This window comes from Rhodanobacter ginsenosidimutans (assembly GCF_042655685.1).
GTDB classification, from domain to species: domain Bacteria; phylum Pseudomonadota; class Gammaproteobacteria; order Xanthomonadales; family Rhodanobacteraceae; genus Rhodanobacter; species Rhodanobacter ginsenosidimutans.
In genome coordinates this window covers 854,183-879,351 of sequence record NZ_JBHSMM010000001.1, presented here as the reverse complement: position 1 = coordinate 879,351, position 25,169 = coordinate 854,183, and the positions used below count along the sequence as shown (strand labels likewise).

The 25,169-nt window shown below is 64.5% G+C and carries 19 protein-coding genes; 6 read left to right on the top strand and 13 right to left on the bottom strand.

Going from position 1 to position 25,169, the window contains the following annotated elements; translation table 11 throughout:
- Nucleotides 1-102 precede the first annotated feature (102 nt).
- The 6 genes from ACFPK0_RS03650 (at nt 103) to ACFPK0_RS03625 (ending at nt 6,825) form a co-directional block, all read left to right on the top strand.
- On the top strand, nt 103-771 hold the full coding sequence (locus ACFPK0_RS03650) for a P-loop NTPase family protein (protein WP_377338437.1): 669 nt from the start codon (nt 103-105) through the stop codon (nt 769-771).
- 159 nt (nt 772-930) lie between these two features.
- Nucleotides 931-2,232 (top strand): hypothetical protein, encoded by a 1,302-nt coding sequence (locus ACFPK0_RS03645; protein ID WP_377338435.1) that lies wholly within the window; start codon nt 931-933, stop codon nt 2,230-2,232.
- A complete protein-coding gene (locus ACFPK0_RS03640) occupies nt 2,229-3,014 on the top strand; it encodes an alpha/beta fold hydrolase (protein WP_377338433.1) in 786 nt (261 codons plus the stop codon). The genes ACFPK0_RS03645 and ACFPK0_RS03640 overlap by 4 nt, the downstream gene beginning before the upstream one ends.
- Complete coding sequence (locus ACFPK0_RS03635; RefSeq protein ID WP_377338431.1) at nt 3,011-3,835, top strand: alpha/beta fold hydrolase; 825 nt, start codon at nt 3,011-3,013, stop codon at nt 3,833-3,835. Before ACFPK0_RS03640 ends, ACFPK0_RS03635 begins: the two co-directional genes overlap by 4 nt.
- A 212-nt stretch (nt 3,836-4,047) precedes the next feature.
- Nucleotides 4,048-5,670 (top strand): AGE family epimerase/isomerase, encoded by a 1,623-nt coding sequence (locus tag ACFPK0_RS03630; protein ID WP_377338429.1) that lies wholly within the window; start codon nt 4,048-4,050, stop codon nt 5,668-5,670.
- 54 nt (nt 5,671-5,724) lie between these two features.
- Complete coding sequence (locus ACFPK0_RS03625) at nt 5,725-6,825, top strand: hypothetical protein (RefSeq protein WP_056081824.1); 1,101 nt, start codon at nt 5,725-5,727, stop codon at nt 6,823-6,825.
- A gap of 9 nt (nt 6,826-6,834) precedes the next feature.
- On the opposite strand, the gene ACFPK0_RS03620 is transcribed toward ACFPK0_RS03625, so the two are convergent.
- The 13 genes from ACFPK0_RS03620 to ACFPK0_RS03560 are packed head-to-tail and all read right to left on the bottom strand — an operon-like array spanning nt 6,835 to nt 25,051.
- Nucleotides 6,835-7,632, bottom strand: a complete 798-nt coding sequence (locus ACFPK0_RS03620) for a polysaccharide deacetylase family protein (RefSeq protein WP_056081827.1) — start codon at nt 7,630-7,632, stop codon at nt 6,835-6,837.
- The gene (locus ACFPK0_RS03615; protein ID WP_377338426.1) at nt 7,629-8,426 is read right to left on the bottom strand and encodes a formyltransferase family protein; all 798 of its coding nucleotides are present in this window, start codon (nt 8,424-8,426) and stop codon (nt 7,629-7,631) included. Before ACFPK0_RS03615 ends, ACFPK0_RS03620 begins: the two co-directional genes overlap by 4 nt.
- Entirely contained in the window at nt 8,423-9,589 is a 1,167-nt protein-coding gene (locus ACFPK0_RS03610) for a hypothetical protein (protein WP_377338424.1), read from the bottom strand. The genes ACFPK0_RS03615 and ACFPK0_RS03610 overlap by 4 nt, the downstream gene beginning before the upstream one ends.
- Entirely contained in the window at nt 9,589-10,761 is a 1,173-nt protein-coding gene (locus tag ACFPK0_RS03605; protein WP_377338422.1) for a glycosyltransferase family 4 protein, read from the bottom strand. Before ACFPK0_RS03605 ends, ACFPK0_RS03610 begins: the two co-directional genes overlap by 1 nt.
- Nucleotides 10,758-11,393: a polysaccharide deacetylase family protein gene (locus tag ACFPK0_RS03600; protein ID WP_056081835.1), complete on the bottom strand. Its 636-nt coding sequence runs from the start codon at nt 11,391-11,393 to the stop codon at nt 10,758-10,760. The genes ACFPK0_RS03605 and ACFPK0_RS03600 overlap by 4 nt, the downstream gene beginning before the upstream one ends.
- On the bottom strand, nt 11,390-12,562 hold the full coding sequence (locus tag ACFPK0_RS03595; RefSeq protein ID WP_377338420.1) for a glycosyltransferase family 4 protein: 1,173 nt from the start codon (nt 12,560-12,562) through the stop codon (nt 11,390-11,392). Before ACFPK0_RS03595 ends, ACFPK0_RS03600 begins: the two co-directional genes overlap by 4 nt.
- Before the next feature lie 3 nt (nt 12,563-12,565).
- Entirely contained in the window at nt 12,566-13,675 is a 1,110-nt protein-coding gene (locus ACFPK0_RS03590) for a glycosyltransferase (RefSeq protein WP_377338409.1), read from the bottom strand.
- Nucleotides 13,672-14,970 (bottom strand): phenylacetate--CoA ligase family protein, encoded by a 1,299-nt coding sequence (locus ACFPK0_RS03585; RefSeq protein WP_377338407.1) that lies wholly within the window; start codon nt 14,968-14,970, stop codon nt 13,672-13,674. Before ACFPK0_RS03585 ends, ACFPK0_RS03590 begins: the two co-directional genes overlap by 4 nt.
- 59 nt (nt 14,971-15,029) lie before the next feature.
- A complete protein-coding gene (locus tag ACFPK0_RS03580; RefSeq protein ID WP_056081844.1) occupies nt 15,030-16,580 on the bottom strand; it encodes an oligosaccharide flippase family protein in 1,551 nt (516 codons plus the stop codon).
- Nucleotides 16,577-17,839, bottom strand: a complete 1,263-nt coding sequence (locus tag ACFPK0_RS03575) for an O-antigen ligase family protein (protein WP_056081847.1) — start codon at nt 17,837-17,839, stop codon at nt 16,577-16,579. The genes ACFPK0_RS03580 and ACFPK0_RS03575 overlap by 4 nt, the downstream gene beginning before the upstream one ends.
- A 16-nt stretch (nt 17,840-17,855) precedes the next feature.
- Nucleotides 17,856-18,941 carry a polysaccharide deacetylase family protein gene (locus ACFPK0_RS03570; protein ID WP_377338404.1) on the bottom strand — a complete coding sequence of 362 codons (1,086 nt, stop codon included), beginning with the start codon at nt 18,939-18,941 and terminating at the stop codon, nt 17,856-17,858.
- Nucleotides 18,938-20,068, bottom strand: coding sequence for a glycosyltransferase family 2 protein (locus ACFPK0_RS03565; RefSeq protein ID WP_377338402.1), 1,131 nt, complete (start codon nt 20,066-20,068; stop codon nt 18,938-18,940). Before ACFPK0_RS03565 ends, ACFPK0_RS03570 begins: the two co-directional genes overlap by 4 nt.
- A 30-nt stretch (nt 20,069-20,098) precedes the next feature.
- Nucleotides 20,099-25,051, bottom strand: coding sequence for an amino acid adenylation domain-containing protein (locus tag ACFPK0_RS03560; protein WP_377338400.1), 4,953 nt, complete (start codon nt 25,049-25,051; stop codon nt 20,099-20,101).
- Between the last annotated feature and the right edge of the window lie 118 nt (nt 25,052-25,169).

Below are 25,169 nucleotides of genomic sequence, written 5' to 3'. Positions count from 1 at the left end.
GCACCGCCCGGAAACGGGGCAGGCGCCGAAAGCGACGCCACCGTTGTCGTACCCGCTGGCGCGCTCCCAAACCAAGGTTCGCCCAGCAACTCGATCGCGCTGATGGCCGAGCCGGGTCAGCTTGCACCACAACAGTTGGGCCAGCGGCGGCTCATCCACCGCGATCCATCGGTGCGCAAACAATCGGACGCGTTTCGCGAGATCCGCACACGTTTGCTGGAGCTGGCGGGTACACAGAATTTCGTGACACTGCTCGTATCGGTAAGCCCGCGATCCGGCAGCAGCTTCGTGGCGCGCAACCTCGCCGCCGCTTTCGCCTTCGATGAAAGCAAGACCAGCTTGCTGATCGACTGCAACCTGCGCTACCCGGAACAGCACAAGGCGCTGGGCGTGGATGCCAACCAGGGCGGATTGATCGACTTCCTCGAACACCCGTCGCCGGGCATCAAGCCCATGATCTACCACACCGGCATTCCGCGGGTGCGGCTGATCCCCGCGGGACAAGCCCGCGAGAACAGCGGCGAATATTTTTCATCGTTCCGGATGCGCGCGGTCATCGATTCGCTGCGCTGCCGCTATCCCGACCGCTACATCTTTCTCGACGGCCCTACGATCAAGGGCTCGCCGGATGCGCGCATCCTGTCCGAATTGGCTGATTTCGTGGTTGTCGTTGCCGGCTATGGCCGCGACACGCCCAAGGCGATCAACCAGGCCGTCGCGCATTTCGACCCGGAGAAGCTGGCCGGCGTCGTATTCAATCACGCGCCCTGAGCGGGCGACGCAAGGGTCGAGGTTGGCGCGCGGTCATCCGTAATCGCGCGCTCGGCGCGAACCGTGAAGTCATCGGCAAATCAGTTTCAACTTAAAAAAAATACGCCGCAATACCGCCATCGACCGTCATCGCACGCTCGTCCACAGGGAGGGATGAACATGTCGACACCCAGCAAGCTGGCCAGCGCCATTGCGCTGACCTTTGCCCTCGCCCCGGGCGCAACCATCGCCGGCCAGCTCGATTACAGCCTGTATGGTGGCGTCGCGCACAGCGACAACGTCAACCTGACGGCGCATGACCCGATCAGCCAGACCATGCTGATCCCCGGCGTCAATTTCACCTATAACCAACAGGGCGAGGATCTGCAGGCCAACGTCATCGGCGACGTTGAATACCGGGATTATCTCGGCAACCGGTTCAGGGACCAGACCCAGGTCGAATTGGCCAGCCAGCTCAACTGGAGCGTCCTGCCTGACCGGCTGGATCTCGCAGTGCAGGACTACGCCGGCATCCAGCCGCTGGACACGCTGGCCAGCGATGCACCGGGCAACCAGCAGCAAACCAACGTGTTTGCCGTGGGCCCCATCTACCATTTCCGGCTGGGCAGCACCGTACGCGGCCAGGCCGAGTTGCGCTATATCGACAGCTATGCGGAAAAAACCCGGGCGTTCAATTCCCACCGCAACCAGGGCGCGTTGCGCTTCGCCAAGATTCTGGGGCCGACCAGTCAACTGTCACTCAACGCTACCGTGCAACAGGTCGATTTCTACAACAACACCGATTCGAACTACGACCGCAACGAGCTGTACGTCCGTTACGTCAGTCAACTGACTTTTTTCGACATCGACGCGGCGCTGGGTGAATCACAGATCAATTACGATCGCGCCGGCACGCGCACACAGTCGAGTCCGTTGGCACGTGCCACGCTGAGCTGGCGCCCCACCGAAAGCAGCACCTTCTCGGCCAACGTCATCCGGCAGTACTCCGATGCCGCGCAGGACATGATGCTGATGCCGGGTCAGTCGCCGCTCGCCAACACCACGGGCATCAGTACCGGCGACGCCGTGGTCAGTTCCGAGGTCTATCTGGAACGCAGCCTGCAGCTGACCTACGCGTTGCGCACGGAGCGTGTGACGTTCTCGATCAGCCCGAGCTACCGCAAGCTCGGTTACGGCAATGACCCCACCTATGACCAGACCGGGCGCGGCGGCAATATCGCCATCGACTACCGACTGCGCCCGACCATGACGCTTTCGGCCTTTGCCAATGGTGAGCAACTGAAATACCACACCCTTTCCCGACGCGACAAAACCGTCACCTACGGACTGGAATTGGCAGACCAATGGACCCAGCACTGGAGCTGGCGCGCCGCGCTTACGCAGCAACGGCGCACGAGCAACGTGCCTGATCAGGGTTTCCACGAAACCCTGGCCTACGTCGGAATTGTTTTCAAACGATGATTGCGCGGCTCGATGCCGAGCGCCCCCTCTTTTTCGGGGCGGACCAGGGCTTGTTCGGCATCTATCATCCGCCCGTTGCGCCTGCCACGCAGGCTGTCCTGCTGTGTCCACCGCTGGGCCAGGATCACATCCGCAGCCACCGGCTTTATCGCCAACTGGCCAATGCGCTGGCCGCCGCGGGCATGCCGGCGCTGCGTTTTGATTTCCATGGCAGCGGGGATTCGGCCGGCGACAGCACGGACATCCGCTGGGATCGCTGCCTGGCGGACACCACCGCTGCCGCCGCCGAACTGCGGCAACTCAGTGGCTGCGACCGCATCGCGCTCTTTGGCGCGCGCCTCGGCGGAAGCGTCGCCCTTGCCGCCGCCGCAAACGTGAAGCCCGATCGGGTCATCGCCTGGGACCCGGTACTGAACGGCGCTGACTACGTGGCCCGGCTCGATGCGCTGCAGGACAGCTTGCGCATCGACACCCGACGCTTCAGCCAGGCCAGGACGGCAGAGGCGGCCGCCGGGCAATGGCAGGGTTTCACGATCGATGCACGGCTGCGCCAGCAACTTGCGGAACTTCAGTTGGAACCGCCTTCCACACAAGTGCGCCTGATCGAATCCGCGCTTCCGGTAACGACGTCGGCGGATCGGCAAAGATTCATCGCCAACGGCGCGACCGTCACGACCCTGTCCTCATCCACACCCTGGGAGGAACTGGATCGGCTGGAGATCGCGATCATCTCGCATGAACTCGTTCAATCCGCCAGCGGGCTTTTGCGGGAGGCGACATGACCGAGCAGGCTTTCCGTTTCGGACGCGCGGGACATCTGGTCGGCATTGCCGGACTGCCGTCGGCGGCATCGGCGCAAACTGGCATCATCATGCTCAATGCGGGCCTGGTGCATCGCATCGGTCCCTTCCGGTTGCATGTCGCCATTGCGCGCCGACTGAACGCTTGCGGCTACCCCACGTTGCGCTTCGACCTTTCCACGCTTGGCGACAGTGCCGCCAGCGACGAATCCTTGCCCCGTGCACAACAGGTCCGCGCCGATGTGGCCGAGGCCATGGACCTCCTGGGCAAACAGGCAGGCTGCACCCGGTTCGTGCTGATCGGGTTGTGCTCAGGTGCGGAGAACGCCCATCTGGTGGCATGCAGCGACCCGCGCGTTGCCGGTGCCATCTTCCTCGATGGCTTTGCCTACCGCACGCCGGGCTTTCTGTTGCGGCACTACCTGCCCAAGCTGGCGAACCCCGTCCGTATCTGGCGCTTCGTGCACCGCCGGCTGCGCCCCTCCGGGCGGATTGCCGCACCGGATTTCGGCGTGGTCGTACCACCGCTGGCACAGGTGCGAGCGGAGCTCGCCGACATGCTGCAGCGCGGGCTCAAACTGTGCTTTGTCTACAGCGGCGGCACCAGCGAGTATTTCAACCATCGCCGCCAATTCCGGGAATGCTACGGTGCCGTGGCTAGCCATCCGGGAACCACCCTCGAATATTTCAAGGCGGCCGACCACACCTACATTCTTGAAGGTGACCGGCGGCAGTTGGTCGATAGCATCGAACGCTGGCTTCTTCTCAACCTTCCGCAAATCACCGCGGCCAGCGATGCGTGACCCGCGGCGCGCGTAGCGCGGCCCGAGCAACGTTCTGACGGCGGCAGGGATGCCGTCGTGACAACAAACCACTTCTCCAGACCGGTTGGATCCTCATGTTCTGCACTCCGTCGTACGGTTCGACCCGCTGGATGCCAGCCACACTTGCTCTTGTCGCGTGGATGTTCGTCAGTTGCCTCCATGCCGCCCCGGTTACGGCTTCTAGCAGCAGTGTGCCAGCCACGGCATCCAGCACGGCCGATCGCAGCGTGGTGCAACTGGGGCAAGTGGCCGTAAGCGCCATCGCCGAAGCGGATTCGCGCTGGCAGACGATCACGTTGCATCGCCACGGTGCCGAGGGCAACACCGTCGCGGTCACCCTGGGCATCCCGTTTCCGCCGCACATGCTGCGCGACGCCAGGCGCGTACTCATCCTCGATGAACAAGGCCAGACCATTCCGACTCACGTCGAAGCGACGCTGCACTGGTACGTTGGCGGCGGCGGCATCCGCGCCGTAAAGGTGCAGTTCCGGACCACGCTGGATGGCAACACCCGCACGCTCCGCTTCGCCGTAGGCGATCCAGATGGCAAGACCATTGACGGTTGGGCGTACACCGACGGTCTGATCAAGGATGCCGATGGCGTGCTGGTACCTGCCGTGCTTGCCACCTTGAGCCCCGAGTGGATGTCAGCCTCGCTGATCGCCGGACCACAGCGCCCCGCCGTACCCAAATCCGCCTACGATCGCTATTTCGCCACCCAGTTCCGCTGGGCCGAGGCGCTGCCCCGCGAGAACGGTGCCGCATGGCTGTTCGACCGCCCCACCACGTTGTTCCAGCAATACGTCCGCACCGGCCGCGTGGATTATCTGGCCGCGGCCACGCAAAGCTATCGCTTCTACATGGACCACATCCGACGTCACGGCGCGCCCGGCTGGCCGCTGTGCGGTGGCGGCTGGAGCCTGGGCGAGGTCAATGTCTGCGACCCCAAGTACGTCTATATCGAACCGATCCTGCTTGCGCTCGGGCTCACGGGCGACGACAGCGAGCACGACGCAGACCTGATCCAGCGCATGATGGGTGCATGGGATACCGGCGGCTGGAGCATCCCCGTCGGCCCCTACCTCAAGCCGGATCAGTTGTTTACCGAACGCCAGACCGGGCTCGGCCTGATCGCCGCGGTCAGTGCGTACGAAATCACCGGTGAGAAACGCTATCTGGACGGCATCAAGAATCGCCTGGGCTGGCTCTACCAGCACCAGCAACACAATCCCGATGGCCTCGGCGTTGACGGCTCCTGGCGCAACAGCTGGCAGGTGCATGAAGGCAACGACCACAACCCGGCCACCGACATCCGGGGCTCATCGCCATGGATGACCGAGAACATCATCGACGGCCTGTGGCACGCCTGGCTCGCCACCGGCGACAAGCGCATTCCGGTCATGATCACTGCCTTCGGACGCTACATGGAGCGCCATGGCTGGATTGACCCGAAAGTGATGAAGGAAGCCGGCGTCGACTGGCGTAACCCGTGCAGCGGGCCGAATGGCCAGATCAGCTGGTACTGGTCGTCTGCCCACGCCACGACGCAACAGTTGGTTGCCGTGCAGAGTTCCGAAGGCTGGTACAGCGACTCGCACAACGTGGAAATGACCTTGCCGGTGGCGGCCGCCCGCTATTTCGAGACTGACCCCGTGCAGCAGAAGGCGCTCGATCGGCGGCTGAAACTGCTGTCCAGTTCGTATGACCTCGACTGTGCCGACGGACGTGCCACGCCGCGACGTTTCAACTGGAACAACCGCGGCGTTGGCGTGGTGCAATGGTTCATGCAGCAGTCCGAGCCAGACGCCGATTGAGCTTTTTCACAGATCAACGCGCGGCAAAACAACCGCCACTTTGCAGAGGTTCGCATGAGCCAGTCGACCAGCGATGACGATCGCCGATCCGCCGGCGCCGCCCCCGCGACCTATACCCAAATCGATGCCAACATTGATCAGGACAGTGCGTTGGCGGTCGATGTCTGGGAGGGGAATCTGGGCTGGACGGGGCGATTCCCGGAAATGTACAAGGCGTTCTATGTCGACTGCCCCATGGGACAACCGATATTGAAGTTACTGCGTTATGAGCCAACACGGGTGGTGGTTGGTACTGCCGGCGTCGGACCACGGCGCATCCTTTGGAAAGGGCGTGAGATACGCGCCGGCGTAGGGGCTCATCTCTGCGTGACGCAGGCGCACCGCTCGGTCAAGCCAGCCCTGTTGTTGTTGCGCTCCTGCGTGGAAGCCGCGCATGGCCACTTTGACGTGGTGTACGGGCTGCCTAGGCCCAAGGGCGCAGCGATTTACAAGCTTGGTGGTATCAAGATCGGCGGATACCTGATACGACGCGTAAAAATACTGCGGCACGAAAACTACGCCGCGCGCTTCTTGCCACGTTTACTCGCCATCCCCGCCGGTCGACTGCTCGACCTGATCTGCCGCATCCGCGATCTCGCCCGCCACGCCGGGAAGTCTGCCGCGCCCTCCGCCGAATGGGCTGACACTGTCGACCCGCGCATGGGAGAGCTTTGGGAAAACACAGACCACGGAGACGGCTGGACCACCATCCGCGACACCGAAACGCTGCGTTGGCGTTTCGACCGCCTGCCGTCCACGAAACGTCGCTACCTGCTGCTCGGCAGCGCTCCTGGAGCGACGCTTTCAGCATGGTTCGCATGCGATACCAACCCGCGCGACGCAAGCATTCTCACCGTCAACGACTTCTGGTCCAACAACGGCGTGAATGCCATCGACCCCATCGCTATACGAACGCTGTGTTCCGCCGTGCGCGACGCAGGGTTCCATGCGCTGGAGCTGCGATTCACCGGCTCTGAGCAGGCCCAGAGAAGCTGGACCACAGAGGGATTTGTTGAACGGGGACGACAGCCACTGTACGTACGCTGGCTCAATCCAGACGTTGCCGGCGACCTTGAAGGCCAGCTACACATTACCGACATTGAAGACGACGGATAGTCGCGCGTTTCAGTTTCCTGCAGACGGCCGCGACCTCTCCAGCAACGTGCGCCGCACCCAGCGATAAAGCGGCCGCGCCCAGCGCTTGAGGAGTTTCTTCAAGTTCCACGCCAACCACTGGTGTTGACGCGCCACGCCGCTGCCCAGCGCCAAGTCCAGCGCTCGCTGTGCAGGCATGCCACGCCAAAGCGTATAGCGGCCAAGGATCAGACAACCATCCACGACCTGGGTGCGTACCGTTGGCTCCGAGGTCAGCAGATAACGGATACCGGCGGCCGCCGCCGCTTGTGCCACCTGTCGCGAATAAAATCCGCCGGGTACCGAGGCCACGGTCACTGGCGCGCCCAATAAGGCGGAGAGAATGTCGACGCTCTGCTGCCACTCCCGTTCGAGCTCGGCCATCGAAAGACGCGAGATTTCCGCCGGATGCGTATGCGAATGACTTCCCACCACATGGCCGGCGGAATGCAGCGCCACGACATCCGCTGCGCTGACAAATCCCTGCTGGCCGATCCGTGCCGTGGTGATCAGGAAGTGGCCAATCATGCCCCGCCGGGTCAATGCTGCCGCCACGGCGACGGCGCTCGCGCCACCATCATCGAACGTGAGCAGACCGTTGCCCGCTGCCGCAACAAACGTATCGGTTACTGCCGCAAAGCGTGAACCGCTCGCAGCCAGCGCCTCCAAGTGGGTATCGAACTCAGCCACATCCAGTTTGTAGTGGGCCGCTGCGCCGCCCGGAAAACCGCTGGCATCGGCCTGTCCCCGCTCCACCACGTCGTGGTACATCAGCGCCGGTATCTTCATCGTGCGGCCGCCTTCGCCACAGCGCGGCGCCAGCCCAGGTAACGGGACAACCATGGCTGTCCCCAGTTGGCGCTGGCTCTGCCATGCGTATCGATCGGTTGCGCCGTACCGGCGGCGATCTCGCCGAAGCGGTCGGTCAGAGCGTCGAGGTTTTCCGACACCACGCGATACTGGATCACGTTGTACGACTCGTGCTTTTCATCGAACGGATAGCTGTAGTGGCCGTAGACCGGGCCGGTGTCGACACCCGCATCGACCTTCAGCAAGGTCATGCCAACCCGGGTCAGGTCGCGCTCCGCCAGGGCCCAGAAGCAGCCATGGGCATTGCGGTATTCCGGACAGATGCCGGGGTGCAACACGAAACAGCCCAGCCGAGGCAGGTTGATCAATTTCTTCTTCAGCAACTGCTTGCAACGGGCCAGCATCAGATCGGGGGCGATGCCTCGCAGAAACTCCAGCACTTCGGGATCGTTGACGCTGGCAGCCACGATCTGCGGCACCACGGGCGGTGCCCCGTAGCGACGACGCATGTCGGCTAGTACCTGGCGCATCCAGGCTTGATCGCGCGCGGCGATCGCCAGGCGCTGGTAGAAGCGCATCGCCACCACATCCAGAAAGCGCAACGGGCCGACCCGGCGCAACTCGCGTCGGAAGCGCGCCCGCTTTTGCGCCGCCGTTTCATCCAGCACCACGATGCCCGCCAGCTCGGTGAATGACGCCAGCCAGGCGGCCAGGCCTTCGCGGTCGAAGTCGTCGCCGGCATGACAGATCAGCACGCTGCGCACGGGGTTCATCGCGCACCGTGCGGCGGGGGCGGCAGTTCGAAGTCGCGCCAGTCGTTCGGGTTGCCGCTCTTGCCGGCTTCCGCTGCCTTGATGATGTTGTACATCTCGCGCGCGGTCACGTAGTGCAGCACGTGGCGGCTGCCGTCGTTGTAGGCCGTTTCCAGATGGCGATGCATGGTGTGCGCAGCCTCGCCCAGCAAGGTATCCATGTCGCGCTCCTGCGTGCCATGCGTGTGCACCTTGATGAAGATCCATTCCGGCCGACCCTCGACGTGGATGCCGGTGCGCACCCAGTCGTCCACCCGCGCCGGCGTGGGCGGACAGGCGCGGCGCACGTCCGAAGCCTCGATGCGCGGAATCAGGCCGAAGCGCCGTTCACGCCAGTTCAGGCCCAGCGGTCCCTGCACGATCATCAGGTCACCGCTGGGCTTGCCACCGACCCGCACCAACTCGCCGGTGTTGTGCGATTTCGGACGCAGCGGATCGTCGGTGGCGTAATAGATCGCATTGATCATCCGCGTCTGCGTGTCGCTCGGTGCCGACGGCAAGGTGAAATCGGCATAGCAGCCCAGCTCACGCAGCAAGGTCAACTCATTGTTGATGCCGCACCAGCGACCGTCGGCGCGCGAGTTGTCCAGGCTCCAGTTGCCGTGGATGAAGCCGAAGCGCAACTGGCCGGTGCGCGGATCACGGGGCAACGCCCCATGGCGCTCGTGCAGCAGCTTGTTGAAGCGGTCGATGGTGGCGTTGAAGTTTTCGGCGGTGTCGTTGTCGTGATGCAGGTGGATCTCGATCTCGCCGTAACCGTCGGCGCAAAGCTGCGCGAGCTTGTCGAGATGCTCCTCGACGTATTCCTCTTCGGGATAGAAGAAGCTGTGTTGCGGCGGGCGGCCATCCGCATCACGATGCGCGCCCGCCAGGGCACGATAGTCGCGGCACCAGCGATCGACCCGCGCACGCTGCGTGGCCATGTCGACCCGTCCCCAGTTCGGCTCGAAATGGTCGACGAAGCAGAACATCACGTGGACCGGCCCATCGACCGGTGGTGGCCGTTTCCTGCGCAGGTAACTGCCCAGCCATATCTGCATGTTGCGGGCGCGGATCGCCCAGGTCAGCAATGCCACCGCCGCGATCAGCAGCAGCACCAGAAGCGCCAGCACGACAGTCCACATCAGCGTGTTACCTCCGCCGGCACCAGCGTCAGCAACTGCTCGGCATTGTTGCGCCACTGGCGCTCGCGGGCGATATAGTCGCGCGCCGCTGCACCGACGCGGCGACGCTCCTCCGATTGGGTGGCAAGATCGAGCACGCGCTGCACGCAGGCGTCAGTCTGGCGGCGCGGAAACAGCCAGCCGGTGCGGCCATCGTCGATCACCTCGGCAACCGGCGCATAGTCCGGTGCCACCACGGCCACGCCCATCGCCATCTGTTCGAACAGTTTCATCGGCGAACCGTACTGGTTGGAGTCGGGCAACACGGCGTAATCCATGCAGGCAATCCAGCTGGCGATTTCGTCATGCGCGACACGACCGGGCAACAGCACGCGATCGCTCAACCCACGGTTGGCCACCAGCTCGCGCACCGCCGGCAAGGTACGCCCATCGCCCACCAGCACCAATGCCAGCTGCGGCGCTTCGTCCAGGCGCTGCGAGATGGCATCGACAAAACCATCGACGCCATGCCAGCGCGCGAACACGCCAATATGGCCGCACACCACCCGCCCGGCCAGGCCGCGCTGCTCGCGCAGTTGCTCGCGGTCGAAACGGCTCGGGTCGAAACGCGCCAGGTCCGCCGCATTGGGCGAGACCACTGATGGCGCGATTTGCTGATAGGCCGCCTCGGCCTGGTCGCGGAAGTAGCTGGAGATGAAAACCAGTCCGGTGCAATGACGCAGGCACCAGCTTTCGATGCGCCGCGCAAGACGTTTCAGCCGCAATGGACGTACGCGTTCCACCAGGGCCGAATCGTTTATCTCGAGCACCACGGGAATACCGTGGCGCCGCGCCAGCCAGATCGTGGCGCACAGGAACAGCGAATAGCGCTCGTAGATCAACTGCGGTCGCAGGCGGCGTATGGCGGCGGCCATGCGAAACAGGGTGACCACGTTGTAGGCCAGTTCCATGAACTCGAACAGCACGCCAGGCAACTTCGCCACGGCACCGGCCAGGCGCCCCTTGCCGGCCGACGCCTGCGCCGCCGGGGCAGGCTCATGTTCGGGATCGGCGCCGGGAAACGACATCACCGTGACCTGGTGGCCCAGCTCGCGCAACGCGTTGACGATGCCGCGGATATGTACGCCCTCGACATGCCTGCCGCGGGTTCGGTGGTGGTAGAGAATTCTCATGAGGCTTCCGGAAGCAGGGCCTGGAACGCGTGGCCTTCGGCACACCATTGCGGCAACAGCATGGCCAGTGCGTCACCGGCCAATGCACTGTCATCGTGCATCAATACGATGTCGCCGGCCTGCGGCGGCCGACGCCGCAACTGGTCGGCAAGTTCCATCGGCGACTGGCCGCGATAATCCATGCTGTCATAGGACCAGTAGGCAATGCTGCGGCCGCGACGGGCGAGGTGCAGGAACAGCGGCAGGGGCAGGACGCCTTGCGGCGGCCGCACGCGGTGTCGCGGTTGATGGTCAAAACCGGCCAGCAATGCATCCGTCCGCTCCAGCTCCGCCACCTGCTCGCGCAGGGGCAACCGTCCGAAGCGGTTGTGGCTCCAGGAGTGATTGCCCAGCAGGTGCCCCTCGGCCACGATCCGCTCGACCACGGCGGGGTACCGCTCCGCCCGATCACCCACCACGAAAAAACTTGCCCGGATGTCGTGCGCGGCCAGCAGGTCCAGCAGGCGCGGCGTGTGCTCGGGGTGCGGGCCATCGTCGAAGCTGAGAAACCGCGCATGGCCAGGGCCATGCGTCTGCACCAGCGTATCCGGCAGCAGGCTCAACAGATGTTGTTTTTTCAGTTTGAAGTTCATGCGGCCGAATCGATGCAAGGGGGATGGGCGGCTGCCTGCAGAATGCCGCTCAGCCGAGCCACATTATCGTCCCAACGAAAACCGCTCGCGTGCGCGGCGATCCGGCCACTGTCCCATTCGCAGGCAACGGCTTCCACCAGCGCCGCGGACAAGGCGGCCGGTTCCTGCGACGGCACCAGCAACCCGGCGTATTCGGGAACCACTTCGGGGATGCCGCCCACGCGGGTGGCCACCACGGGGATACCGCAGGCCATCGCTTCCAGGATCACGTTCGGCACGCCTTCGTTGTGGCTGGGCAGGCACAGCAGGTCGGCCGCGCGAAACCAGTCGCCCAACGCCGCGTGCGCCACGGCACCGGCCAGCGATACGCGATCCGAACAGCCCAGCGCCGCCGCGCGTTCCAGCAGCGCAGGGCTGCACGGGCCGGCACCGACATAGATCAGCCGCGCCTGGGGCTGTTTGGCCAGCAAAGCGGGAAACGCCTCCAGCAGATCCAGGCAGCCCTTGCTGGACTTCAAGTTGCCCACGTAGAGCAGCAGCGGCTCTTGCGACGAAAGGCCCAAACGCGCGCGGGCCTCGCCGCGCGAACCGGGTGAGAAACGATCGCTGTCGACGCCGTTGTAGACGACGTGCACGCGATCGGGCGCCGCGCCGATCGCCAGCGCCTTTTCGGCCAACGCGCGGCTCACCGCCACCACCGCGCCCGCGCCGCGCAAGGCGGAACGAATCTGCCGGCGGCGCAGCGGATAGCTGGCCTGTACGTTGAGGTCGCTGCCGTGCACCTTCACGACATACGGAATGCGCAATCGCCGCGCCAGCCAGCCTGTCGCGGCGGCATCGGGATAAGCCCAGCTGACCAGGATGCAATCGTAGCCGGCCGCGCGCAGACGGCGTCCACGCTGCAGCCATAGCGACAGCAACCAGGTCATGGCATGCAGCGAGCGACCGAAGCGCGGCGGATAGAAGAACGTGAAGTGATCCGTGCGCAAACCGTCTACGCTGACCTCACCACGCGCGCCGCGCAGGCGCTCGCGGAAATCCACCGCGGTGAGCACGTCGATATCGTGATGCTGGCCCAGCCGCTCGAATTGCTGGCGATTGAACGCACCGCGCAACGGGTCCCACGGCGTCGGAAACAGGTTGGTGAGGATCAGTATCTTCAATCGCATGGCTCAGCTCACCGATGCCTGATACAGATCGGCATAACGCGCCGCCATGTTCTCCAGCGAACCATGCGCCTCCACCCACGTTCGCGCCGCTTGTGCCACGGCGTCAGCCCGTGCCGGCTGTGCCAGTAGCTCCAGCATTCCCTCAGCCAGCGCCGCCGCGTTGCCGGCCGGTACCAGCCTGCCTGTTTCCCCATCACGAATGATCTCGCCGTTGCCGCCGACATCGGTGGCCACGATCGGCAACGCCACCGCGCAGGCTTCCAGCAAGGCCATCGAATAGCCTTCGCTCACCGACGACAACACGAACAGGTCGAGCCCCTGCAGCAGCTCACGGACATCATTGCGATCGCCGAGAAAATGCACGCTGCCCGTCACTCCCTCGTCGCGCGCGGTTTGCTGCAGGGCGTCGCGCAACTCGCCGTCCCCGATCAATACCAGCATCGTGTCAGGCTGCTGTTCCCGCACCAGGCGGAACGCGCGAATCATGCTGGCCTGATCCTTCGCCCAGTTCAGCCGGCCCACCGTGCCGATCACGCGAGTGGTGGAAGCGACACCGAGCAGTTGGCGCAATGACCGGCGCATGGCTTCCGATGCCTGGCGGAAGGACGCCAGCGGAATACCGTTGGGTACCACCCTGGCCTTTTCCCGCGGGACGATGCCGCGCTGGATGGCGTCGACGCGCGCCGCCTCGCACACGGTGACGACGGCATCCGTGCGCACCAGCGCGCGCCGGTAGAACCACTCGCGTCGCGCCGCCCGCCGGTTGCCACCCATGCCGTGGCGGGTATTGATGATCCGCCGCAAACCGAGCCCGCAGGTCGCCAGTACCGCTTGGTAATGGGCGACCGCGTTGTGGGTATGCAACACGTCGGTGGCGTGTTCGCTTATGCGGCGCCGCGCACGCGCCAGCGCGCGCAGATCCACACCCTGCCGCTTGCCGCAGGCATGCACCGGAATCTCCAGCGCCGCCAGTTCGTGCGCCAGCGTGCCCTCTTCGTACAGGCACACCACCTGGCAGCGGTGCCCCTGCCGGTGCTGGATCTTGACCAGTTCCAGAACCATGCGCTCCAGCCCGCCACGATTCAGGTTTTCCACGAAGTGGGTGATGTTCACGACGGTAGCTCGGACACGGTGACACGCAGCTTGCCGCTGGGCGTCAGTGGAATGTCCTCGACGAAGCGGCAATCCAGCGCGACGCTGTCACCCAGTACCTTGGCGACCTCACGGCGGATGTAGGCCAGCGAGTCCTCATCGAAATCCGCCCCGCGCACGATGGCCAGGTCCAACCGGTCCAGTCGGCGCTGCACCAACTGGAAACGCTGCACGCCCGGCACGTCCTTCAGCATGTGCGGGAAAAATTCGCCAGGCAGCACGTGGCCCGACGGGGTGCGGATGGCGTCCAGCACGCGCCCTTCGACCCGGCTCAGCAGCGGCAGACCACGACCACAGCTGCACGCCTCGGTGGCCGCCGTGGCCATGTCGCCGTTGGCATAGCGCAGGAATGGCATGCCGTAGTTGAACAGGTCGGTGATCACCACCTCACCCGTGTGCGTATCCGGCGGTGCGTGCTGCGGTTTGTGCAGCTCAACCACCAGGTGATCGGCGTTTACATGCAGGCCGTGGCGCTTTTCGCACTCCGCGGCAATCAGCATGAATTCACGGCAGCCATAGGTATTGAAGGCCGGCGCGCCGAACGCCTGCTCGATGATTTCGCGCTGGAACTCATGCAGCGCCTCGGCCGCGCCGATGATGCCTTGCGGCCGCCAGATGCGACGCTTGTTGGCGATCAACCACTGCGCCAGCCGCACCAGCGGGCCCACATACGCGACGATGATTTCCGGGCAATAGCGATCGATGGCGTCGGCGTACTCGGCCATGTTGGCCTCGGTCATGTGGAAACTGTTCAGCACATGCCGCGCGAAAAGCCGGTTGTAGATGGCATCCTTCAACTGGTGCGTGCGGGTCGGCTCGCCCACCGCGCCGCCCCACAGAAACAGCGTGCGCCGGCCCATGCGCGATCCAGCCCACTCATAGCCACGCCACATCACCGCCGTGCGCCGGTCGTTGCTCTCGCGCGTGTAGCCGAAACGCATCGGCTCGCCGGTGGAACCACCGGTGGCCTTGGTCAGCAGGCGACCGCGCCAGGAGTCGGCCTGCAATTCGTCGAAGTTGGCGCGGATGTCCGCCTTGGTCAGCAACGGCAGCTTCGCGTAGTCATCGAGGTTGCGTATATCCGCCGGCACCACGCCCAGTTCGCGCCAGCGACGCTGGTAATAAGGCACTTCGCGTTGGCAATGCTCAAGCAATCGCTTCAGGCGCTGCCACTGCAACGCGGCGATCTGCTCCGGCACCAGCCACTGGTCGCGCTGATAGTCGGCCAGCCAGGCGAGCGTGTGGCGTCGTCGCAAGCCGCTTTCGTAGGCTGGAAACAACACACGCCGAAATGCCGTTTCATACCAACCGCTCATCATGAATGCCTCGCTGCACGCGCACCGGCCCAGCCCAGAAACTGCCCCAGCATGCGCGGATGACCACCTGCAAAACGCAGATGCAGCCCCTGCAACTGGCCGATGTCATCCTTGCTCCAGCATCCCAGCACCAGGGTCAGGCACAGATACGTGACCGATACCAGCACCCCGCCCAACAGCAAGGTCCACAACGGCAGCAGATGCAAACCGAGCACGGGGAGGGCAACCAGCGCCGCGCCCAGCCCCGAGAGAATGATGCGCAGCAAGCGTCCCCACTGCAGTCCCGTTCCACCCACCCGCACGCCGATGGCGACATACGCGGTCGAGCCGATCAGGGTTCCCGAAAGGATGGCGGCCACTGCGCCGTACAACCCGAAATGCCGGATCAACACGACATCGAGGATGACTTTCATCAATCCGAAAATGATCGTGAGTATCAGGATGGTCTGTTGCCGGTCGGCACTGATCAGGAGGCTGCTTGCTCCCTGGGTCGCCGTGCCCACGCCGCCGGAAAAAATGAGCAGCGCGAATACCGGGGCCGCAGCGGCGTAGGAACTGCCATACAGCAAGGCGATCACCGGGCCGGCGAAACACATGCCGAAGGTCACCACCGGAACCGCCAGCAGCACAAGGTAGGACGTCACCATCGCGAAACGCCGGCCGGCCACGGCCTGCCCCTGGCTCAACGCCTTGGCCATCATCGGCAACAACAAGGCACCGAACACGCCAGGCACCAGCAGGATGATGCCCGAAGCGAGCTGATAGGCCACCTTGAAATAGCCGGCCGACCTGGCGCTGTCGTACATGTTCAGGAACAGGATTTCCACGTCGCTGGCGATCAGGAAGCTGATGACCACCGTGGCCGAGACGATGCGCAAATGTCGGCGCATGCGTTGCACCAGCGCCGCCGGTAGCGCGGCAAGCTTTGGAAGCATGGCCATCACGCGTCGGGCCTGGACATGCGAAACCGCCAGGAAAACCACACTGGAGACGGCATACACCACCACAAACAGGAAAATGTCCCCCTTCATCAGCATCGCGATGACAACCATGACCAGGTTCAACGGCGCCGCCACCAAGGCCACCTTGGCCGTCGCGTCGAACGCCTCGAAACCCTTGGCCACCGCGATGTTGAACATGTAGGACGCGCGCATCACCATCGCGCCCAGCAGCAGCACGAACTCAAGCCGCTTGATCGGGATGGGAAAACGGCTACCCATGGAGAAATACAGCACCACCCCGATGCCCACCGCCGCGAGCATGTGCATGCGTTGAACGCGGCGCAGGCGCCGGATTACGGGCACGATCAACTCGTCCTGGCCGCTACCGCGCAGTTCGGCGACGAACTTGATCACCCCGGTGGTGATGCCCGAGTTGGTGATGACCATGCCCACCGAGACAAACCACATGAACAAGCCATAGACACCGTAGAACTCGGGGCCGAGATGGCGGGCGATCATGATCGCCGCGAGCATCCCAAGGGCATACTCCGTGTAGATCCCGACCGAGGAAAACACCGTATTGCGTAAGGTCAGCGCGCGATTGCTCATGAGGTATGCATCAACACTTCGACGATGACGAACAACGCGAAGATGCTGCCCAGGGCTATCGGTATCCAGCGCCACCAGCCTTCGGCCAGGCTGAAGGAAGGCAGCGACGGGTAGCGTTTGCGCACCCCGACGTAATAGCCCACCAGCACCGCGATCAGCAGGTACATCACCACCGTATAGCTGCGACTGAGAAAGAAGGCGGCGGCAAACAGGCCCAACTGCGACAGCAACAAAGTCAGGGCCAGCTTGCGTTCGTCCGCCCACGCGCCCACGACACCCTCGGCCGCGGGCTGCGGCGGGCTCCGCAATACCTTCAACATCATCCAGAAGCCGTAGCCCACGAAGGCAAGCCAGGTGATGAAACCGAAGAAGCCGGTTTCGGCCAGCACCAGCACAAACGAGTTATGGGCGGTGAGGTAGTTGTATTCGGTGAAGTTGCCCGCGCCCACACCGAACAGCGGATGCGAAAGGAACATGTGCAAGCCTTCGTACCACGCGTCAACGCGACCGGCAGCCGACGACTCGTCAGCGTCCAGCTCCTGCATGCGCGATGACAGCAGCTGCATGGCGACCAGGCCGACACTGCCAAGGATTCCTGCGGTCACGATGCCGCGCTTGTACCAGACATAGGCACCACCGATCGCCAGCACCGCAAGAAAGGCGCCGCGCGAATTGGTGAGGTAAACCCCGTAAAGCAACAACCCCGCGGCAGCCAGCCAGAAGATCCGGCGCAGAAACCCACCCCGGCCGCTGAGGAAACAGGCCATCGGCAACACCGCGGCGAACAGCAGCCCCAGATCGTTCGGGTCGTTGAAGATGCCCACGTACTGGATGCGACCGTCCTCGGCCATGCCCACGCCGGTCCAGCCGATACCGTTCAGCGACTGGTCCACGCCGTGCACGGCCAGCACGCACGCACACAGGACGAATACCGCGAACGTCGTTGCAATGCGGCGTGGACTGTTGGCCGTCACCGTGGCCAGTACGAAGAACGCGATCATGGTGGGGCCAAAGGCGGCCAGCACCTCCAGCGCACCGCCAACCCAGCCGGCGGCCACCTGCGACATCATCAATGCCAGCAGGAAAATGGGCAGGATAAAGAACTGAGGCGCGGCAAACGTCTTGGCCGACGACAGCAGCCAGCTGAAAAACGCCAGCAACAGCACCCCCGAAAGTATCGGCAGGCCGGTTAGCCCCGGCATGTAATCCTGCGGACGAACGATGGTCAACGCGAGATAAAGAAGAATGAAAATGAGCATGCAACAGCGAGCCTGATCAGGTAATGCGGCTGACGGTGGGATAACTCATCAGTTCCGGTAACGTCAGCATGGATGCGAACCAGCCCGCGCTCATCTCGCGCTCGACCGGCAAGCGGTACAAGGCGTAGCGGTTCGCCGATGGCATGGGGTTGGTGCCGCTGATATAGCTGCAGCCGGCGCGATAACCCGCTGCAATGGTGGCCTGCACGACGCGTTCGTCGAACGCCGCATCGCCGCCCACCGGATAGGAAATAAGCGTCGCAGCCCCGCCGAGCTCGCGCTCCAGCGTCGCCTTCGAATCGCACAGCTCACTCTCGAGTTCGCTCTGCGGCAACTTCGCCAGCATCCGGTGATTGACGCCGTGCGAGCCGATCTCGAAACCGGCCGCGTGCATTTCGCGCAACTGATCCCAGTTCATCGGTTGGCAGGCGGGGTGCACGCCCTTCATGGGCACATCCAGGTCGGCGGCGAGCCGGGCCAGCAAGGCCGACTGGGTCACGGCCTGGAGCGTCTTCAATCGATTCAGCATCTCGCCGGCGAGCTGGCGCCGGCCGATGCGCTCTTCCGGCAGAGGCAAGTCCAGACCAAGCTCGGGGATCTGCAGGTGGCTTGCTGTTGTGCGCAAGACCATGTGCACCAGCCAGTCGTAGTCATAGGGGCGGCCGCTATCGATGTGCCCGGTCGACACGAAGAAGGTGGCCGGCAGGCCCAGTTCGCGCAATATGGGGTACGCGACATGGTAGTTGTCGTCGTAACCGTCATCAAAAGTCACCACCACGGCCCCGGCCGGCAGGCCCTGCCCCGCTTCCATGGCCGTCACCACGTCCCCGAGGCGCATGGGGACGAATCGCTGCTTCAGCAGCAGCATTTGTTCACGGAACTGTTCGGCCGAGGCACTGACAAGATCGAGGTCGAAATCGAACGTGCGCGCATCGGCCACCGTCACCACCCGGTGGTAGGCCAGAATGCGCAGGTCGCGGTACTTCCAGGCGCGCATCCGTTGCAGCACATGCAGCAGGCCACTGCTGTGACAGAGCTCCCCCAGCCGGCCTCGAATACCCGGCGAGTGAACCCTTTCATCCTTTTCTTCCGTGCGGTTCACCACAGGTGCAACCTCCGATTCCGGACGAAAGCGACGAGTGCCTGCGCGGCGAACAGATTGAGATAGAAGAAAGCCCCAAGCAGGCGAATCGGTGCCAGTTTCCCCAACGTCGGCCTCAGCTTTCCTGCCACGACCAAGGCCATGCCCACGGCCAGCAGCAGCACGGCTGCAGCGTAGATTACATGGCGCGATGCCAGCGCGGCGGAACTCAACGCAAACAACAGCAGCAACCAAGGCGCCAGCAATCGCAGCAGCTTGTGGCTGACGAAGCGGAACCACAGCGGATTGCGCGCTGGCGACAGCAACCAGGGTGCAAGCTGGATCAACTGGTAGTTGCCGGCCAGGGTGCGGATCTTGCGTTTCTGCTCCTGCGCCGGGTGTTGCGAGGGGCGATCCCAGGCCAGGGCCAGCGGTTCGAACACCACGCGCTTGCCAGCCGCAACCACCTGCATCGGCACCAGCACATCGTCGAGAACAGTGCCCGCAGGCAGTGACCGGAACAGATCGCGACGCATTGCATACAGCGCCCCGCTGACGCCGACGGTCGAGCCCCCGCGACTTTCGGCATGACGGATCAGCTTTTCATAGCGCCAGTAGGCATCGACACCTCGCGCAAAGCCGGTTTGCGCATCCTCCAGCTGGAGTTCACCACTGACGGCACCCACCGACTCGTCACCAAGGTTGGCGGCCAGTTCGCGCAGCGCCACCGGCGCCAGTCGCTGGCGAATGTCCGTCAGCAAAAGCAACTCGCCGGTGGCGACGGCGATGCCATCGTTGAGGCAGGCGGCCTTGCCCCGACGTTCGGCAAACTCCAGCACGCGCAGGCGCGGGTCGCCAAACCGCCGGCAGCGTTCCGCCGTGTCGTCACCGCAGCCATCGCAAACGATCACGATGTCCAGCAGCTGCGAGGGATAGTCCAGCGCGTTGAGATTGGCCAGCTTGGCATCGACCTCGCCAGCACCATCGTGAACGGCGATGACAATCGTCACTCTCGGCGTGATGTCCCGCTTGCGCACGGGTTGCGGCATCAGGCTCGCCATCAGCCACATGCATATCGGGTAGCCCGCAAAGACATGCACGAGCAGCAGGGCGCTGCCCCAGAACGCAAGTTCCAATGCGCTGGTCATGGCATAGGTTTCCGGCGAGGCTGGTCCATGTCATTTGATCCCGAACAGCCGACGCAGGCGCATGCCCAGCGACGCGTTGCCCGAACCGGCAACCGCTTTCGCCTCGGGCAGCTCGGCGGCCAGCGCCGACAGCGTGCTGGTGGCCACATCGAGCAACGCAATGCGCACGCCGGTTTCACGTTGCACGCGATTGGCGAACTCGACGGCCAGCAGCGAATGTCCCCCGATATCGAAGAAATTGTCGTTGCGCCTAATGTCGCTTACGCCAATCAGATCTCCCCATACCGCGGCCAGGTAGGCTTCCCGCGGGTTATCTAGCGTGGGGGCGGTCGCCATCGTGGTGCTGTGGCCGACAGCACCGGCAGCCGAGGGTTCGGGCAAGGCCTTGCGATCGATCTTGCCGTTGGGCGTCTTGGGCAAGGCATCGAGCAACTCGACATGTTGCGGCAACATGTAGGCCGGCAGGCGTGCACGCAGGTGCTCGCGCAGCGCTCGGGCCACATCGGTGCGATCGCCATCGACGACGGCGTACAGCACCAGCCGCAAGTCGTTGTCACCGAAGCGGTACGCCACCGCGACGCATTCGCGCATGCCCGCATAGGCATCCGCTGCAGCCTCGATGTCGCCTGGCTCGATACGATATCCGCGGATCTTGATCTGGTTGTCGACGCGCCCGTTGAAATACAGCACGCCATCGCGCCAGCTGCCGAGATCACCGGTGCGATACATGCGCGCGTCACCACCGACAAACGGGTCGGCGAGGAAACGTTCAGCGGTCAGCTCGGGCTGATGGAGATAGCCGTCCGCCACGCCATCGCCGCCGATCCAGATTTCACCGATGAGGCCGGGCAGCGTCGGCTCGCCGTTGGCGTCGAGCACGTAAATACGGGTATTGGCAATCGGCTTGCCCAACGGCACTTCGGTCAGCCCCGGGCGGACACGGGCCACGGTCGACCAGATCGTGGTCTCGGTGGGGCCATACAAGTTCCAGAACTCGCGGCAACGCCCGGCCAGGCTGTTGGCCACTTCCAGCGGCAGGGCCTCGCCGCCCACGAACAGACGCAGGTTGCGCACCTCGTTGTCGCGTCCGGAATCCATCAGCAACCGCAACAGCGAGGGTGTCGTCTGCAGCACGTTGCAACCGCTGCGCTCCACCAGATCCCACAACGGTTGCGGCTCGTGGTGTTCTTCCTCCGTGGCGATCACCAGGCGGGCGCCAACGATCAGCGGCAGATACAACTCCAGCCCGGCGATATCGAACGACAGCGTGGTCACCGCGCACAACACGTCATCCACCCCGAAACCGGGCTCGTGGCTCATGCTGAGCAGGAAGTTGACCAGGTTGCGATGAGTGATGCCCACGCCCTTGGGCTTGCCGGTGGAACCGGAGGTGTACAGCACATAGGCCAGGTTTTCGCCGCTGACGGTCGGCAGCGCCATCTGTTCTTCAGGCTCCTTCAGCAACTCCGTGACGTCCAGCAGGAGACGATTCGACGCCACTTCCTGCGGCAACAATCCGGCGTCGGTCACCAGTACATGCTGGAGGCCGGAATGGTCCGCCATGTAGTGCAGGCGTTCCGCCGGGAAGGTGGGATCCAACGGCACGTAGGCCGCGCCGCTGCGCAGCACGCCAACCACCGCGATCAACATCTCCAGGCTGCGGGGCACGCAGATCCCCACCAGCTTGCCGCGCCCGATACCCCGACGCAGCAGCGCGTGGGCCAGGGTACGCGTTGTTCGATCCAGCTCCCCGTAACTGATCGATTTACCGCCGCACTCGGCGGCCACCTGCCGTGGAACCCGCTGCATCTGCGCTTCGACGAGCGTGGTCAAGCCCTGCTCGCGAGCGTATGGCACCGCCGTCGCGTTCCATTTTTCCAGCACCTCGTGGCGGCCGGCGGCACCCAGCAGATCGATCGCGCCGAGGGCGACATCCGTACCGCGAAGGTTCGCGATACTGCGAAGCAGCGCCTCGTAAAAGCCGATCCAGCGCTGCATGGTCGGCGCGTCATGCCGCGCCGTGGCGTAGTGCAGGTCCAGCACCAACGTGCCGTTGGAGGGACTGAGGTTGAAGTACAGGTCCCAGTCCAGGGCCACACGCGGAGATTCCCGCACCTCATGGGCCAATCCGTCGAAAGCCACTGCGGTCGATTCGGGCAACAGGTTGAATGTCACCCCGGTCAATGCCGCCTCGCCGTTGTGGGCACGCAGGCCAAGCATCCGCTGGATATCCGTCAGCGTGGCCTCGCGGTGCGCCATCGCATCCAGCACGGCAGCATGGTTACGGTCGATCCAGTCTCCCCAGGCAAGCCCGGGCTCGAGCTGCATGCGCAACGGCAGCGAGCTGACACCGTCGCCCATCAGCGACTGGTTACCCGCCAGCGCGAGGCCCGCAAAGGGCACCGCAACCGCGAAATCGTTCTGCCCCGAAAGCCGCGCCAGCAACACGCCAAAACCGCTGAGCAGCAGGCTGTACAGGCTCACCCCGCGCCGAACCGCGTCGCTTCGCAGCGCGGCGACAAGCGCGGGAGCGAACTCGTGCCGCACGGTGGCGGCGGCGTAATCGGGCTGCCCGGGTGTCGGCCTGTCGCTGGGCAGGCGCAACGTCGGCGGCGGTGTGGCATACACCTGCCGCCAGTAGTCGAGGCTCGCGGTCAGGCGCTCCGCGCGGCGTGCCTGCGCGGCCATCAGATAGGTCCGGAATGCGGCCGCCGGCGCAAGGACCGGCTTGTGGCCAGCGGCAAGCGCGTTGTAGCACGCGCTCAATTCGCTGATGAATATCGCCAGCGACCAACCATCCATCACCAGATGATGCGCCACGATATGCAGCGCATGCCGGCGCTCGCCCATCCGCACAAGGGTGAAACGCACCAGGGGCGCCGTGGTCAGATCGAACGGCCGGCGGACCTGGGCATCGCAGAAATCGTCGAGTGTCGCGGCTGTCTTTCCGGCTTCGGCGAGTTCCGCGTCCATCAATGGCAGCGGCACGTCAGGATTGAAACGCTGGCTGCTGCCGTCGGCAGCGAAACTGAATCGGAGCGATTCGTGCCTCTGCCACACAATCTCCAGCGCCTGACGGAATGCAGCCCGGTTCAACTCACCGTCGAGCAGGAGTGACGAGGATTCGTTGAACGACAACGACGCCATCTCGCCGAACTGGCTGGCAAACCATTTCTCCATCTGACCGTGACTGAGCGGCACCTCCGATGGCAGCGCGGCGAATGACGAATCGGTTTGCTCCGCCTCCGCCGTGCGCCCCTCGGCCGCCGGTGGCGCAACAGCGCTCGCTTGCGCTTGCTGGCGCGGTGACGGGTGCCGATAAACCGTCGCCGCGCTCAGGGCGGACCCGGCGATGGAGCGCCATCGCGTGACGAACACCATCACCAACAGCGAATCGGCGCCATGGTCGAACACGTTATCTTCGGCGCGCAGTTCGGGAGCGGCCAGCAATTCGCGCCACAGCGCCACCGCGCGATCTTCCATCGCCGCGTCGGGCCGTGCCGGCAGCGCAGCAACATCCGGCAGCGAATGCGCCGCGAGCTTGCGGCGGTCGATCTTGCCATGGGACGTCAGTGGCAGCGCGTCGTGGAAAACCAGATTCTGTGGGCGGGCGAAGGCCGGCAGCTGCGCGGTGAGATGCTGCTCGATCGCGGCACGCGTATCGTGTGTCGAGAGCGCGTCGCCAGCCAGCACGATGTGCGCGACGAGTTGACGGCCAGCGGCTCCCTCGGGCGCAACGACGGCAACGTCGCGTACCGCGGCATGGGCGGAAAGCGCGGCTTCCACTTCGCCAAGCTCCACCCGGTATCCCGCGACCTTGACCTGATCGTCGACCCTGCCCAGGAAAACCAGATGGCCATTGGCTTCCCGCCGCACGCGGTCGCCGCTGCGGTAGACGCGTTCCGTCGCAGCAGGCGATTCCAGCTGCACGAAACTTCGACCGGTGAGCTGCGGCTGATTGAGGTAACCGTCTGCCACGCTGTCGCCGCCGATCAGCAGCTCGCCTTCCGTGCCGTCGGGCACCGGCCGCAATTGCTCGTCGACGACGTGCAGATGCGCGTAGGGCAGCGCCAGCCCCAAGTCGGGCCGCTCGGGCCAATGCGCGGGATCGCCAGCCAGCGCGTGGCTGGTGACGAGGACACCTGTTTCCGTAGGACCGTATTCGTTGTACAGCACGGCATCACGCAGCCCTGAAAACAGCTGCCGAACAGCCGGGGTAATGGCCAGGGCCTCGCCTCCGGTGATGACGTCGCGCCACGCTTCCGGCTGTGCGCCGCCTTCGGCCCACGCTTCGGCAACGGCGCGCAGCATGGCGTAAGGCAGGGCCACCCGCGCGACGCGCTGCTCGCGCATGAGATTCAGCAGGCGGAACGGGTCCTTGCGATCGGCTTCCGCGGCCATCAACAAACTCCCCCCCGTGGCCAGCGTGGCGAAAATGTCGCGGACGGAGGGGTCGAAACCCAGCGAAACGAATTGCAGCACGCGCGCCGGCTGCCCCAGGCGCGGATGCTCCACATGCCAGTCCACCATGCGCGCCAATGCATGGCGCGACACCACCGCCCCCTTGGGACGACCGGTGGAGCCGGAGGTGAACACTACGTAGGCTGGCGCACGCACGGCGGCCAACACCGGTTCGACCAACGCGGCCGCCGAGCCGATCGCTGTGGTTTCGATAATGGGCAACTCGCGCGAACGAAACACGGCGCCATCCGCAGCCGGCACCACCACCGCCAGCCGGGGGTTCGCGTCGTCGAGCATCTGGGCCAGACGAGCCTGCGGGTACGAGGGATCCAGCGGCAGATATGCCGCGCCCGCCGCATACGCCGCCAGGATGCCCACCACGCTTTCGACCGAACGGTCACACGCCACCGCCACGACATCGCCCGGGACAACGCCTGCCGCGACCAGTTGGCCGGCCAAGCCCAGCACGCGCTCCCGCAGCTGGCCATACGTGAGTACGCCATTGCCATCCGACAATGCCATGCGCGCTGTCGCCGCATGGCCTCGGCTCAGGAAGCCCAGCGTCAAACCATCCGCACCCATCATTTCCCCTTCTACGCCCGCGTCCACCGCTATCGGCCGGACTGCCGGCAACTCAAAC